We start from the raw sequence: 12546 nt of genomic DNA on the forward strand, positions 1-12546 counted from the left end.
GGGCGCTTCCAGGGTCGGGGCACACCAGCTCCTGTGCGGAAGAGAGGGGGCGAGGGGGCGGTCCTTGGGTGTCCGGAACTGTCAGACATCCTGCCAGCACAGGCTTCCCGCCGCCCCGGCCTGTCAGTGTTCGGCCGAACTCGGCCACCGTTGTCCGGGCTCGTCCACCCCCGGGCGAGGCGGGTTCAGGCTGGTCGCATTCCGTTCAGCCCACCCGTGACGAGGAGCCTCCTGATGTCTGCACACCCTGTTCCCGAACCGGCCCTGGAGGTGGTGGTCGCCCTGCTGGGCACCGCCGACAGCTGGCCGCTGCTGCTGCTCGTCCTGTTGGTGGCCGTCCCCGCGGTGTGGTCGCGCGACCCTGGCCGGCGCCGCCGCGCCCGCCAGGTCCTGGCCCTGCTGCGCCCCCACCGCGGGTCCGAGGAGGATCCCCGCCCGTAGAACCCCGGGCCCGGAGGCGGGAGAACGGGGCCTTGATTCCACAGGTCAGCCAGAACCTGCTAGCGCACCCCCTTGCCAACGCACCGGAAAAGGGTAAAGCTCCGCCTCGGGCGCGATGGCGCCCTCAGGTGTCCAGGACAGGGAGAGTGGTGTCAGTGCGGCGGTACCCCAGGGCGGTCCCCGAGCACCTGGACAGGCGCATTCGTGAGGCGCGCGGCTTCTACGACCACGGAGAGCACGACCAGGCGGAGGCGAAGCTCTGGCCCCTGCTGGCCGAGTGCGAGGCCGAGCTCGGAGAACGACATCCGGAGGTGATCGCCCTACGCAACCTGCTCGGCTCGGTGCTGTTCCAGCAGCGCAGGACCACCGAGGCGGCGCAGTTGCACCAGGAGGCCATGCGCCAGGGCATCCGTGTCCTGGGCCGTAACGACCCGGACACCTTGGCCTATGCCCACAACTACGGGACGGCGCTGCTGTTCGGCCAGGCGGGTGAGGGCATCAAGGTCCTGGAGGACACCCTGCGGCGCCGCAGTCGGAAGCTGGGCGGGCACCACGAGGACACCCTGGCCACGGCCAACGCCCTGGGCGCGGCATTGTTCGCCACCGGCTCTTTCGGGCCCGCGGTCGACCGGTTGCGCTGGGCCTACGAGGCCAGCGTCCGCCTTGGTGCGGGGCATCCGCTGCGTCAGGACATCGAGAAGAACCTGCGGATAGCACTGCGCAACTCGGGGCGACGGTGAAGCCGGGCGCGCCACGAGGCGGCCCCGGCGATGGCCATCGAGCGGATCCGTCACGGGGCTTGAGACTGACTGGCAGGCCCCGGTGGCCGGGACAGGCCACGTCCGTACCTGGCGGCTCGCCGTAGCTACAGAAGTCGCGGGCCGATTTGGCGGTAGGGCCGCTTCCGGCCACCGGGGCCTGCCCGCCGCCGGCGCGGGGTAGGCCACGCCGTGAGCGGGCGCACCCGGCGCCCCCAGGGGAAGGAGACCCCCGTGCACCGATCCAAGGGCGGCCCGTCTATCGGTACCCGGTTGCCGTGGGACCCGCTCGACCCGGTCCCGGCCCCGGAACCGGAGCCGGTGGAGGAGAAGCCGGGCACCGAGCGTAAGCCCGCCTGAGGTCACGCCCCGGTCATGAGCCCCCCGCGCAACGCTCGGTTGCGCGGGGGGCTTTTTGTGCCCCGACCGCCTTGGTACAACACCTGACACATGGTAAGGCCCACCGTGCGGCTGTGTTGCGTTCGATCGCGGTGCTTCCATAAGAGCGTGGACATGACACCAGCATGATATGCGTGTTTTTGATGCCCACCAGGTGACCATGAGACAGGCTTTTGTCGTATCCACCTGGGAGGCTGGCACGGGGTTCGTGGGAACCCCGGGAGGAGGCCAGCATGGCCAAGGGAGACATCCACACCACCTGACAGGACGGCCGATGGGTGAACAGGGCCGAGGGCAACGAGAGGGCGTCCAACACCGCTTCCACCAAGGCCGAAGCCCAGGCCAAGGGTCGGGAGATGGCGATCGATCGCGGCGTGGAGCACGTCATTCACAGCCAGGACGGCCGGATCGGTGAGCGCAACACCTATCCGCGTAGTCGTGATCCGCGCCGCTCGCGCGGCTGAACAGGCGAAAGGGCCCCCGCCGGACAAGTGGCAGGGGCCCTGAATCACTCAAGGACGGCACAGGCAGAGCGCGCCGTCGGTTGTCGACGTTGGGAGGTACAGGTGAGTGGATGTCCGGCGCTCTCAACATCGGCGACAGATCAGAGTGAAACGGTCATATGATCCGTTCATCCCTGTCATACGGTCATCCTATATCAGAAGAACCGCAAACGTTCACGGGTGCCCTCTGAGTTCTCGATGTAGAGGCGGTCGCCTCGCCCGAAGGCCTCCTCAAGGTAGGCGTAGACCTGCAGGGCGCGGTTGATGACATCGGTTCGGGTCTCGCCGGTCGCCTCTACCGCCTCGGCCAGAGCCTGAGTGGAACGCTTGGTCAGATTGACCGTCACCCGCGATGCGGTTTGAGGGTGCGGCCCGGATCCTGGTGGCGTCTCGGTCTTTGTATTGAACGACATACGGCTCCCCGGGTTCGTCTTATGCGGTTGAGGGGTGCCTGCAGCTCACCGTTGAGCGCAGGTGGCATGGCCAGATTCGAAAGCGATCTGTGCGTGTCGACTGAATCCAGGGGTGCAGGTGGTGCCAAGGGGGGTGTGGCGCCACACGCTCGCCGGCGTCGGTGCCGGCTCGGACGGGGTTGCGATGAGCCATGTGCTTACCGCTGCGACAGCCGTTGTACCCATGCTCAGCCTCCACGGAGCGCGATCGTCATGCGGTACAAGTATGCTTGATTTGTGCATCACAGTCAACGTATATGGGGGTCATAGACGTCAACTTTGTACATCCTTGGATCACATGACTCACATATGATGCGCGTCCCATATGCGTATGATGATCATCCCGTATGCTAAGGTGACTAGTGGATGTCCGGCGCCGTAGGCGCCGGCGGGCGCGAGGTCGGTTCCCCCCTGGGTCTCGCCCGCGTCGTCGTCGCTTGACAACTCAACAACGGAGGTCATCCCATGGGGGAACTTTCGGGGCAGCCACCCACCGAGCACTCGGATGAGGTCGAGGAGATCGACCTGGGCGAGGAGCAACCACGGGCCAGGGCCGATGTGATGGTCGACGGGCCGGCCTCTTCATCCCACTGCTCCCTTGAGGGCAGCTTCGAACGCCTCGGGGCCCAGGCAACCTTGCGCAGCCAGCTCCTTCAGGGTTCGTTCACGGAGAAGTCCTTGATGGTGACGCTCGCCCTCGCCGGAACCTCGGTTCCCGCGGCGGTCCTCGGGGGTATCGGGGCCATCGCCGGAGCCGCGGCGTGGGTTGCTCTGGGGTGTGCCCTGATCGTATGGATCATCACCCTGGCGGCGTGCTGTTACCTGCTGTGCCGCCCCCTCAACCAGAACTGACAACTCCTCGGAACCGCACGCGGGATTCGAGGCCGGACCCCATGGGGAGGGGGACGGGGGCCGGGAGGCCCCTTTTTGCGTTGTGACTTTCGATAAGCTCACTTGTCGAAAGTCAAAACGGGCCCGGGCGGGGCCGCGGCGGGAGGGGCACCATGGCGGGCGAGCGCGAGCCAGGGGTGCTCTTCGACGACGGCCAGGACCCGCCCACCGCCCTCCCCGCCCCGATGCCGCCGCCCCCGGCGCCGGGGGCGCTGTTCCGCCCGGCCGACGCCGAGCTCACCCCCTCGGCCGCGGCCCGGGTCGCCGACGGCTGGGCCCCCTCCACCCAGAAGGGGTACACCCGCGACTGGACGGCCTTCACCGCCTGGTGCGCGAGCGCCGGGCGCACCCCGCTGCCGGCCACCGCCGAGACCCTGGCCTCCTACGTCGACCACCTCGCCACCGCCGGGGCAGCCCCGGCCACCATCGACCGCGCCCTGGGCGCCATCGCCTCACGCCACCACGCCGACGGCCACGCCCTCACCACCAAGGCCGCCCGGCTGGCACTGCGCTCCTACACCCGCCAGTGGGCCAAAGAAGGGGGGCGCCGGCGCCGCGCCCCCGCGCTGACCGTCGAGCAGCTGCGGCTCATGCTCACCGCCGCCGGCGAGGACCTGCGGGGCCTGCGCGACCGCACCCTGCTGCTGCTCGGCTACGCGATGATGGCCCGCCGCTCCGAGCTCGCCGCCCTGGACACCACCGACCTGCGCGCCGTCCCCGAGGGACTGGAGGTGTTCGTCGCCGCCTCCAAGACCGACAAGGACGCCGCCGGGGTGACGGTCGCCGTGCCCTACGGCACCCACCTGCTCACCTGCCCGGTGCGCACCACCGTCGCCTACCACCGGGCCCTGGCCGAGGCCGGCGCCGCCCAGGGCCCCCTCCTGCGCTCCATCGACCGGCACGGCCGCCCCCTGGGCAGCCCCGGCGCGGCCGGTCGCGGCACCGGGCGCATGTCCGGGGCCGGCATCAACCTCGTCGTGAAACGGCTCGCCGCACAGGTCGGCCTGGAGGGGGTCACCGCGCACTCGCTGCGCGCCGGCCCGGCCACCGCCGCCGCGGCCGCGAGGGTGCCGCGGGCCTGGATCGCCCGCCAGGGCCGGTGGGCCGAGCGCTCCACCGCCATCGACGCCTACATCCGCCCCGCCGACGCCTGGACCGACAACCCCCTGCGCCACGTCGGACTGTAAGACGCCCGCTCACGACCCTCCCGGGGAGCGGTCCTGCTTGACCACCAGCACCAGCACGCCCAGCGCCGCGCCGAACGCGGCCCCGGCCGCGAGCAGCGCGTCGGGCCAGGACGCCCCCGCCGCCAACCGCAGCGCCCCTGCCAGGGCCGCGCACCCCGTGCTGGCCACCAGGATCAGCGCCGCGCGCACCTCGATCATCTCCGCTCCCTCCACGCCGGGACCTCCGGTTGTGATCCAGCCTGGGACCAGCGAAAACCGGATGCTCCGACCACACCCTGCGGACCCGAACCCGACGGTGTGCCAGGCGCCGGGATGATCCCGCTCGAAGGTGGTCGGCAAGGCGGCGTCCTGAGCCGGACGCTCGCGGCGGACCCCTGGGGGATCCGGGTGAGTGTGGTCATGCATCCCACTCTCACCACAGGTGGTGAGCACACCAATAGCCCAGCGTGCTCAAATGCGAGCCGTTTTGTGCTCGCAGGTCACAGCTCTGATGTACTCAAAAATTCGACAGGTCGCCCCGCTGGCCTCATTGGACGTCGACGACAAGGGCGAACTCCTGGACCAGGTGGAACGGGTGGAGCAGGCAGGCCCCGCCTCGGATACCTCCGAGGGCATGCTCACCAAGCTCAAGCGGTGGCTGGGCAACATCCACAACCTAGTCAGCGGCGACACCGGTCAGGCAGCCGTGCTGCTGGGCAAGATCACCGCCGCCCTGAAGCGGATCGGGGAGAGGCTCGGGGTGGCCTGACCCTGGAAGAGGTCTAGGGGATCACTCCTTCTGACCCACGATTTGGCCCACTTATCGGAAGCCAGGAACCGGCGAAAACAGCAGCAGCCGAGCACGCCCCGACACCACGGCAGCCCTCACTCGGCTCCCCCGAGCTCCCAGCCCCGCTCCCGTTGCCACCAGTGGTTGGGCTGCTCCACCCGGCCCGCTTCCTCCAGCAGGGATCTGAGGTTGACCATCGCCCTAGCGTCGCCCTCTTCGGTGGCCTGTCGGAGCCAGTGTTTGGCCTCCTCTGGGCGGCCCGTTTCCGCCAATAGGTCCCCGAGGAGGATCATCGCCCTAGCGTCGCCCTTTTCCGCGGCCTGTCGGAGCCAGTGTTCGGCCTCCTTTATGCGGCCCTCCTTCGCCAATAGGATCCCGAAGTTGACCATCGTGTCGGTGTCACCGGCCTCGGCCTGTTCCCGTTCCCGCCGCTCCTGCTGCCAGGGGTTGGCCCACTGACGAGATTGCCTGTGCTCCTCTTTCTTCTCCACGGTTGTCGGTCGAGATACTTCGCTCTGGGGCCTCTCTGAGGTCGCGTGAGCAGAGGGCGGGGCGTCCAGAGAGGCGTCCTGCCACAGGCCCAGGAGGCGGTCGATCTCGGCGTTGACGTCGGCGCCGCGGACCGTCTCGGCCAGGACTTCGGTGATCATCTCGACCGCACCCTTGGTGGGCAAGACCGGCTTGGTGAGGGTGTCGTGGACCTTGGTGTGGGACATGGGCACCCCCTTGGCCTCCAAGGCCCGCTGGATCTCGCGGGAGGAGGGCCAGCCGGCCCGGTGGTGCAACTCGTGCAGCGCACGGTTGAGCTCGCCGAGTGGGCCCGAGGGGATAGTGGGACGCTTCCAGGGCCGCGGCACACCAGTCCTTCCGATCAGTGGCTACTGCTGTCAGAAACTGTCAGACATCCTGCCAGCAAAGGCCTCGCTGTGTCGGGAACTGTCAATGATTGGCCGCTCTTGGACGCGGACGTTCTGACGCGTCCATACCGCGCCGGGCCGGGTTGAAGCTGATCGCATCCTGATCAGCTCGCCCTGGGTGGAGGAACCCCATGCCCGTACTCGCCCCTTCCGACCTGGTCGTTGACCTGTCGGTCGCACTGCTGGGCACGGCCGACAGTTGGCCGCTGCTCCTGCTTGTGCTGTTCGTCATCGTTCCGGCAGTGTGGTCGCGCGACGCTCACCGTCGCCGCCGCGCCCGGCAGGTACTGCGCCTGCTGCGCTCCCCGCGCCGGCCCCGTGACGCTGACAAAGAGCCCCGCCCGTAACGCCAGCGGCCTTCTTGCGCCACTGGCGAGCGCAAAAGGCCGGGCTCGTGTGCACCACCGTGGACGCGCCGCTGACCACCGGGGAGGACGCCCCCGCCAGCTGCCCGCGGACTACATCGCCGCCGAGATCGCCCCGGCCTGACCTGCCTCAATCGAAGTCGCGAATCTGAAACCTCCCCTCACCAGCGCTACTGGTGAGGGGCTTCGTCATGTCCGGGGACGCTCACCGTGCAGCTCAGGATGGTCTCCGCAACGTCGTTGCCCCTTTCCGACTTATCTTGTCCGCCCCCTCTCATCGGGTCTTGGACAACCGGGTGGGGGCACCGTCGCTGCGGGAGCGGCCGCGCCAGCGGCCGGGGGCGGCGCCCACAAGGACGACAGGGTGCCGCGTCCGGCCCCGGCCTGCCACCCACGGGGTGAAGCCCCTCTCCGAGGGGCGACGATGGGGCGGGGTGCAGGAACCGAGACGACGGGGACCGGGATGGCGCGACGGGGAGGTCTGGGGCCGCGGGGCGGCGCCTGGGTGCGGTCGGCCGCGGCCCACCAGGTGCACGACGCCGAGGTCGTCGACGACGAACTGGTGCCGGCGGGCACCCCGGCGCTGCTGAGCGTTCCCGAGGCGGTGGACGTGTTGGCGGTGCTGGAAGCCGCCGTGGTGGCGACCCCGCCCGGGGCCGCTCGCGACCGCGTCACCGAACTGGCTCGGGTCCTGGCCGACCGGCTGGAGCCGCACCTGCCCCGGTGAACCTCACCCGTGCGGCCGGTGGGTGCTGTCCCTCGCCGCCTCGCACATCCGGTCGATCATCATCTCGGCCAGGGCTCGCTGCCCGGGCGGGAGCGTTTCGAGCCAGGCGTCGTCGTCGGCGGCCTGGGCGTCGGACACCTCGTCGGGCTCGCCGAACTCCGAATGGGTCATGCCCGGGGTCTACCCCTGACCACGAAGGCCCGCACCACGGGGGAGGGTGCGGCCTTCGTGGTCTCCCGTGGGGGTCACCAGGATCGGGCCTCCGCCACGACCACGTCGACGCGCTGTTCGGCGCGGGCGACGGTGACGATGGCGCGCGCCACCGTGGCCGCGTCGTCGGCGGTCAGGTGCTCCAGCTCCGCCCTCAGCGGGACGAGGGCGGCACCAGTGAGGGACGCGGCGGTGCGCACCAGCGCGACCTCCCGGGCGGGTCGCATCAGGGTGCCGCCGCACGGGATCCCCATGAACAGCAGGAAGAGCAGATGAAAAGCGGAGGGGTGTCCGACAGGGAGAACATGGTAAGAGGATGACCGGTCTCCCCGCGTTCGGCCAGGACCGCGGGGCCGCTACCTTCGGGCACGCCCGTGGCCTGTCCTCGGGACTCTCGGGGCGCGAGGATTTCATGCGTTCAGAGTCCGGGAGAGGAAGACCAGGTCCGGATTCCTCTCGCTCCAGGAAACCCTCGCCGCGGCCAGCGGGTGCAGCGATAGCCCTGGGAGCGCTGATGGTCGATCACCCAAGTGGGATCAACCTGGCGGTACGCGCGACCGGGGACGAGGGGCACAGGAACTATTTTCGCAGGCCAGCACCAGAACAGACTTCAAGTCCATGAGTGTGCAAGCCTACGAGAAGCAGCGCCGTCACAAGCGCGGTCAGTCCTGCTTTCTGGCGCACTTCAGGATGATCTAGCCCCTTTCAAAAGCTTGATTCCATCCGTTTCAAAAAGAATTGCCAAGGGGTGCTTTCCTTAGAATCTCTCTCCTGGAAGCTTTTTTGGGACGCAGCCGACGGACGGCTGCGCCCCGATGCCGCCTCTGCTGCAACAAAGACGACTTTCCCCTGTTCTTGTCGAGCGGCAACGGCCGGGGAGACCGCGTACAAGGCAGGAGGATATCCTCCTTGACCAGAGATGATGGACCGCCAGTGCGTCTGATGGCACCCCTGGCAACGCCCTCTGCAGGGACTGCTTTGCGGATGCTCCGGGCAGGGCGAAGCAAAAAAACCAAAGTTCTCATGCGTGTTCTCCCCTCCCGGACGAGCAGGGCCAAAAATAGCTCCGCTGCGTTGCTGCACCCGCCGAATCAATGCGTCGGCGCATGCCAATTTTGCGTTCGGGACCAGCTCCGAACCAGTCGCCGGCGGGCCTGTGCTGGGCTCACCGGCATCCAGGTGAAAGAATCCTCGCCTTCGGTGTTTGGCACAAGTGATGCAGGTGGCCATGAAGCGGGACACCACCCTTCAGGAGACATCTGATTCACCAAGAAAGATCGGTAGACAGTGCGCTCCCAGCCGATGCCGCTACCAGCGTTGTTGCACTGCATCCGGGACAAGGTCGCAACAAAACTTGCGCTCGCACATATGAGTCAAGGGATGCTGAGGAAGATCCTGGTGTTCGTGCTCTGCAAGGCACGCTCACCGTCGTCGGGATCGAAGTCGAGCGGCAACGGACCGAGGAGTCCTCTTGGAAGAGAACGCGCGCACGGGGTGCGCTGACGGCAGTCGGCGCCCGCCGGCCTCCGCCGTCGTGCTGATCGTGGTGATCATCCTGATCACCACCGTACTGGTGATCGCGGGGATCTCGCTGGAGACCGTGATCATGATGATCATCCTCGGCGGAGCAGTGGCTCTGGAGCTGCTGCGCCGCCTGGTCGTCATGTTCACCCCGCCGGCCTGATCCGACGGTGGGGCGCGTGGAACGCGCCCTGACGGGCTCTGGCCCCCTGCAGGAGCTGGCGCAGTGGCTCCGGTCGCTGCGCCAGCAGTCGGGGTTGACCTACCGTCAGATGGCGCGAAAAGCCGAAAAGTACGGTTTTCCCACCTCCTACTCCGTCTTGTGCCGGGCGGCCGGTGGCACTCGCCGCCCGACCTGGACCGCCACAGAGGCGTACATGCATGCCTGTCTGCCCGCCCTGCCTCCTGCGGATGCTGAACGTGCGCGACAGCACACGCGAATCCTGTGGGAGGCGACCGACCCCCGCCGCATGATCGCGCGTCGCCGGGTGCGCCCGGACTCCCATCCACCCGACCTGATCGCCCAACCCCTGCAGCTCATTGACGCGATGAACGCGCTGCGGCTTAGGGCCGGAGACCCCACGCTTCGGGCGCTGGAACAGTGGGCCACCGTGTCCGATCAACACGGACAGGTCAGCCATCTGCCCCGCAGCACTCTCGGGGCCGTACTGAGGGGTTCGCGTATGCCGTCGAAGGAGCTGTTCATGACGTTCGTCCATGTCGTGATCCATAGGACCCACGGCACCCTCGACCAAGCCGTGGATCCGATCGGGTGGCGCAAAACCGAAGCGCGCCAAAAGATCGCGAAGTGGGAGGACGCCTGGGACCGGGCCTGGTGCTACCGCCACGGCTTCTGATCAGAGACTGCTTGGAGTCATACCGAGATCACGGAAGCCCCTGTGCAACCCTCGGTTGCGCAGGGGCTTCTCTGCGCCCGAACCCGGTCGGTACAAACCTTGGCCCCGATAAGGCAAGACGCCCGAGCAGATCGACCAGCTCTCCAAGGCCGCGCCTCTGGAGAGGCTGGGCACTGGGTGAACGGCCAGGTCCTTCGAGCCAACGGGGGCATGGTGTGACGCCAAGGTCGAACGCCCCACCCCGGCGCCCGACCGAGCGGTACCGACCGCTTCTCCCGCGCCGACGCAACCGTTGCCGCACGCACCGGCCTAGCCGCGACGGCGGCGAGGCGAAGCCGCTCATGTGCACCCGGGTCCTGGCCGACCGGCTGGAGCCGCACTTGCCCCGATGACGCTCACCCGCGGGGGCGGTGGGTGCTGTCTGTGGCGGCCTCGCACATCCGGGCGATCACCAGCTCGGCCAGGGCTCGCTGCCCGGGCGGGAGCGCTTCGAGCCAGGCCTCGTCGTCGGCGGCCTGGTCCTCGGAGACGTCGTCGGGCTCGCCGAACTCGGAGTGCATGGATAAGTGGGCCCCGGCCGTCCTCGCTGGTTGAGACACTCGGCCCCTATCCCCGGCCGAGAGGACGCCCGTGCCCGCCGTTGACGCACTCATCGACCTGCTGTTCCCCGACGGTCCTCCGGAGCCGGCCGGTTTGCCGCCCGCCCTGCCGATGCCCTCGGACCTGCGCGAGTTCTTCACCCGGATCGGCCACAACACCGTGGAGGTGGACAACCGGTTCGGCTTCGGCGTCAACCAGGGGCTCCTGGAGTACTCCGCGAAACGCCGCGAGGACCTCAGGCAGGTGTACAAGGCTGACGCCATCGCGATCCGGGGCGGCCGCGAACAGCGCTGGCCCGGCGTCCGCAAGGCCGAGGGGGACTGGGACGTCGTCATCGACGACCTGCTGATCCTGGGGTCGGACGACAACGGCAACGACCTCTACCTGGAGGCCGTCGGTGACCCCGACGGTTGGGCGGTGGTCGCCGACGGCTGCCGGAGCTTTGTCTGGGCCCGCCACACCATGGCCGCCACCGACTACCTGTACGGTCTGCTGTCAGGCTCTCTCCGGTGCCCGGTCTTCACCCTGGACAGCTGGCCCCGGTCCCGCTTCGACGTCGCCGTCCGCCACCACTGAGCCGGAGACGTCAATGCCGGCGGCGTTGCCGAGCGCGGAGGGCACGTTCCGCTGCGGCCGCGGCGGAGCCCTACGACGTCTTGGCGGTCCTGCAGGCCGGTATCGAGGCGACACCGCGGGGTCCGGCCCGAGACGGTGTGGACGAGCTGTCCGCGAGGCTCAAGGGTCAGATGGTGAAACTCGGGCTGGGCGAGCCCAGACTCAACGGTGCCCCGGCGCACGAGCAGCCCAGCCCACCGGTTGGCCGGTACACCGGTGTATCCGCACATCGGCGTACCGGCACACTGGTACACCGACTCAGGAAGCCGACCCCGGGTTCTCTTTCGCAGACGCAGTACCGCCGGATAGGTGCACACCCTGGCCGGAGGCGGCCATGCCCAGCGAAAACACGATGTGCACCGGCTGCGGGCTGGGACGATGTTGCTCCTCCGTCCCTTTCTTTTCGCTTCAGGAGCGTTCCCATGCCAGGACCTCTCGCGCGAGCTGCCGCCCTCGCCGCGGCCGCCCTCACCGCCGCCAGTCTGATATCGGCCCCGGCGCACGCCGCCTCCACCACCGGCGCACTGATGATCACCCACGTGCGTCCCAACGCCGCGGGCTCGGACACCAACAGCAACACCAGCCTGAACGGCGAGTACTTCGTCATCAAGAACGTGACCAGCCGCACCGTGAACATCGGCGGCTACGTCCCCGACATCACCACCAACACCTACGGTCGGCCGCTGCCGAACTACAATCTGCCGGCCGGGGCGGTGGCCTATGTGCGCACCGGCAGCGGCACCAACCGGTACGCCAACGGCGCCCATCAGATCTACCGGGGCTACGGACGCCACGTGCTGCGCAACGACGGCCCCAACAACCCCGACCTGCGCCTGAAGCGGCCCGGCAGCGCGGACAACAACACCAGCTCGGGCTCGATCAGCACCTGCAACTGGGGCAGGGCCGCCAACGGCACCACCTACCGCTGCTGAAACCGTCCTTCACGCGTGTGGGCGATAGGTGCTGTCCCTTGAGGCCTCGCACATCCGCGCGATCATCATCTCCACCAGGGCACGCTCCCCCGCCGGCAAAGACGCGAGCCACCGATCGTCATCAGCAGTCTGATCATCGGAGGCGAACTCGTACTCCCCGAACTCCGAGTGCTCCATGTCAAGGGCTCTGCCCCGGAACCGGTGCTGTGCGGGTCGCTGAGCAGGATGTGACCTCTCCGGCGCCCCGCATCCGAGAGATCCAGGAGTAAATCCAGGTCAGAGCGCCTTGAAGGCCTCACCGGGTCCTTGGCTCCCTGGGAGATCGCAGCACCTCAAGGTGTAAGGTCGATTTCGTACGTCGCGCCGTGCGCGCACGAAAAAACAGGGCCCGCCGCCTCGCGA

Annotated in this window: 18 protein-coding genes and 1 pseudogene; 13 read left to right on the plus strand and 6 right to left on the minus strand. The window is 68.4% G+C overall.

From position 1 onward, the window contains the following. Positions 1-234: 234 nt before the first annotated feature. The 4 genes from ACSUPR_RS29570 to ACSUPR_RS29585 all read left to right on the plus strand — a co-directional run bounded on the left by ACSUPR_RS29570 (position 235) and on the right by ACSUPR_RS29585 (position 2062). Complete coding sequence (locus tag ACSUPR_RS29570; protein ID WP_436892268.1) at positions 235-441, plus strand: hypothetical protein; 207 nt, start codon at positions 235-237, stop codon at positions 439-441. Positions 442-590: 149 nt separating this feature from the next. Further along, positions 591-1181 (plus strand): tetratricopeptide repeat protein, encoded by a 591-nt coding sequence (locus tag ACSUPR_RS29575; protein ID WP_436892269.1) that lies wholly within the window; start codon positions 591-593, stop codon positions 1179-1181. Between the two features lie 252 nt (positions 1182-1433). Further along, positions 1434-1559, plus strand: coding sequence for a hypothetical protein (locus ACSUPR_RS29580; protein ID WP_436892270.1), 126 nt, complete (start codon positions 1434-1436; stop codon positions 1557-1559). 317 nt (positions 1560-1876) lie between these two features. Continuing rightward, entirely contained in the window at positions 1877-2062 is a 186-nt protein-coding gene (locus ACSUPR_RS29585; protein WP_436892272.1) for a DUF2188 domain-containing protein, read from the plus strand. Between the two features lie 194 nt (positions 2063-2256). On the opposite strand, the gene ACSUPR_RS29590 is transcribed toward ACSUPR_RS29585, so the two are convergent. Beyond that, the gene (locus ACSUPR_RS29590) at positions 2257-2514 is read right to left on the minus strand and encodes a hypothetical protein (RefSeq protein ID WP_436892273.1); all 258 of its coding nucleotides are present in this window, start codon (positions 2512-2514) and stop codon (positions 2257-2259) included. A gap of 504 nt (positions 2515-3018) precedes the next feature. Between ACSUPR_RS29590 and ACSUPR_RS29595 the strand changes: the two genes are divergently transcribed. Then, a complete protein-coding gene (locus ACSUPR_RS29595; RefSeq protein ID WP_436892275.1) occupies positions 3019-3405 on the plus strand; it encodes a hypothetical protein in 387 nt (128 codons plus the stop codon). Positions 3406-3557: 152 nt separating this feature from the next. Further along, a complete protein-coding gene (locus tag ACSUPR_RS29600; RefSeq protein WP_436892276.1) occupies positions 3558-4631 on the plus strand; it encodes a tyrosine-type recombinase/integrase in 1074 nt (357 codons plus the stop codon). A gap of 9 nt (positions 4632-4640) precedes the next feature. On the opposite strand, the gene ACSUPR_RS29605 is transcribed toward ACSUPR_RS29600, so the two are convergent. Continuing rightward, positions 4641-4829 (minus strand): hypothetical protein, encoded by a 189-nt coding sequence (locus ACSUPR_RS29605; RefSeq protein ID WP_436892277.1) that lies wholly within the window; start codon positions 4827-4829, stop codon positions 4641-4643. Between the two features lie 256 nt (positions 4830-5085). Here ACSUPR_RS29605 and ACSUPR_RS29610 point away from each other — a divergent pair, with 256 nt between their 5' ends. Next, the gene (locus ACSUPR_RS29610; protein WP_436892278.1) at positions 5086-5379 is read left to right on the plus strand and encodes a hypothetical protein; all 294 of its coding nucleotides are present in this window, start codon (positions 5086-5088) and stop codon (positions 5377-5379) included. Positions 5380-5495: 116 nt separating this feature from the next. Here ACSUPR_RS29610 and ACSUPR_RS29615 read toward each other — a convergent pair whose 3' ends face one another. Then, positions 5496-6116 carry a tetratricopeptide repeat protein gene (locus ACSUPR_RS29615; RefSeq protein ID WP_436892279.1) on the minus strand — a complete coding sequence of 207 codons (621 nt, stop codon included), beginning with the start codon at positions 6114-6116 and terminating at the stop codon, positions 5496-5498. Positions 6117-7145: 1029 nt separating this feature from the next. On the opposite strand from ACSUPR_RS29615, the gene ACSUPR_RS29620 reads away from it, so the two are divergent. After that, entirely contained in the window at positions 7146-7409 is a 264-nt protein-coding gene (locus ACSUPR_RS29620) for a hypothetical protein (protein ID WP_436892280.1), read from the plus strand. A 3-nt stretch (positions 7410-7412) separates the two neighbouring features. On the opposite strand, the gene ACSUPR_RS29625 is transcribed toward ACSUPR_RS29620, so the two are convergent. Beyond that, positions 7413-7580, minus strand: coding sequence for a hypothetical protein (locus ACSUPR_RS29625; protein ID WP_436892281.1), 168 nt, complete (start codon positions 7578-7580; stop codon positions 7413-7415). Positions 7581-7654: 74 nt separating this feature from the next. Beyond that, entirely contained in the window at positions 7655-7873 is a 219-nt protein-coding gene (locus ACSUPR_RS29630) for a hypothetical protein (protein WP_436892283.1), read from the minus strand. A gap of 1217 nt (positions 7874-9090) precedes the next feature. On the opposite strand from ACSUPR_RS29630, the gene ACSUPR_RS29635 reads away from it, so the two are divergent. From ACSUPR_RS29635 to ACSUPR_RS29645, 3 genes and pseudogenes are all read left to right on the plus strand, one after another. Then, complete coding sequence (locus ACSUPR_RS29635) at positions 9091-9303, plus strand: hypothetical protein (RefSeq protein ID WP_436892284.1); 213 nt, start codon at positions 9091-9093, stop codon at positions 9301-9303. Positions 9304-9319: 16 nt separating this feature from the next. Continuing rightward, complete coding sequence (locus ACSUPR_RS29640) at positions 9320-9997, plus strand: hypothetical protein (protein ID WP_436892285.1); 678 nt, start codon at positions 9320-9322, stop codon at positions 9995-9997. 68 nt (positions 9998-10065) lie between these two features. Next, positions 10066-10216: pseudogene (locus ACSUPR_RS29645) on the plus strand (3-ketoacyl-ACP reductase); the annotation flags it as partial. Positions 10217-10392: 176 nt separating this feature from the next. Here ACSUPR_RS29645 and ACSUPR_RS29650 read toward each other — a convergent pair. After that, positions 10393-10557 (minus strand): hypothetical protein, encoded by a 165-nt coding sequence (locus ACSUPR_RS29650; protein WP_436892286.1) that lies wholly within the window; start codon positions 10555-10557, stop codon positions 10393-10395. 70 nt (positions 10558-10627) lie between these two features. Here ACSUPR_RS29650 and ACSUPR_RS29655 point away from each other — a divergent pair, with 70 nt between their 5' ends. Then, on the plus strand, positions 10628-11173 hold the full coding sequence (locus ACSUPR_RS29655) for a hypothetical protein (protein WP_436892287.1): 546 nt from the start codon (positions 10628-10630) through the stop codon (positions 11171-11173). Positions 11174-11634: 461 nt separating this feature from the next. Next, positions 11635-12144, plus strand: coding sequence for a lamin tail domain-containing protein (locus ACSUPR_RS29660; protein WP_436892288.1), 510 nt, complete (start codon positions 11635-11637; stop codon positions 12142-12144). Positions 12145-12546 lie beyond the last annotated feature (402 nt).

The organism is Nocardiopsis dassonvillei (assembly GCF_964273065.1).
GTDB lineage: Bacteria > Actinomycetota > Actinomycetes > Streptosporangiales > Streptosporangiaceae > Nocardiopsis > Nocardiopsis dassonvillei_B.

What these genes read in the sequence shown, in the direction of transcription:
- ACSUPR_RS29625 (WP_436892281.1), bottom strand. Translation starts at nt 7,580, where the DNA reads ATGACCCATTCGGAGTTCGGCGAGCCCGACGAGGTGTCCGACGCCCAG.
- ACSUPR_RS29610 (WP_436892278.1), top strand. Translation starts at nt 5,086, where the DNA reads ATGCGAGCCGTTTTGTGCTCGCAGGTCACAGCTCTGATGTACTCAAAA.
- ACSUPR_RS29605 (WP_436892277.1), bottom strand. Translation starts at nt 4,829, where the DNA reads ATGATCGAGGTGCGCGCGGCGCTGATCCTGGTGGCCAGCACGGGGTGC.
- ACSUPR_RS29590 (WP_436892273.1), bottom strand. Translation starts at nt 2,514, where the DNA reads ATGTCGTTCAATACAAAGACCGAGACGCCACCAGGATCCGGGCCGCAC.
- ACSUPR_RS29630 (WP_436892283.1), bottom strand. Translation starts at nt 7,873, where the DNA reads ATGGGGATCCCGTGCGGCGGCACCCTGATGCGACCCGCCCGGGAGGTC.
- ACSUPR_RS29620 (WP_436892280.1), top strand. Translation starts at nt 7,146, where the DNA reads ATGGCGCGACGGGGAGGTCTGGGGCCGCGGGGCGGCGCCTGGGTGCGG.
- ACSUPR_RS29570 (WP_436892268.1), top strand. Translation starts at nt 235, where the DNA reads ATGTCTGCACACCCTGTTCCCGAACCGGCCCTGGAGGTGGTGGTCGCC.
- ACSUPR_RS29595 (WP_436892275.1), top strand. Translation starts at nt 3,019, where the DNA reads ATGGGGGAACTTTCGGGGCAGCCACCCACCGAGCACTCGGATGAGGTC.
- ACSUPR_RS29615 (WP_436892279.1), bottom strand. Translation starts at nt 6,116, where the DNA reads ATGTCCCACACCAAGGTCCACGACACCCTCACCAAGCCGGTCTTGCCC.
- ACSUPR_RS29600 (WP_436892276.1), top strand. Translation starts at nt 3,558, where the DNA reads ATGGCGGGCGAGCGCGAGCCAGGGGTGCTCTTCGACGACGGCCAGGAC.
- ACSUPR_RS29650 (WP_436892286.1), bottom strand. Translation starts at nt 10,557, where the DNA reads ATGCACTCCGAGTTCGGCGAGCCCGACGACGTCTCCGAGGACCAGGCC.
- ACSUPR_RS29660 (WP_436892288.1), top strand. Translation starts at nt 11,635, where the DNA reads ATGCCAGGACCTCTCGCGCGAGCTGCCGCCCTCGCCGCGGCCGCCCTC.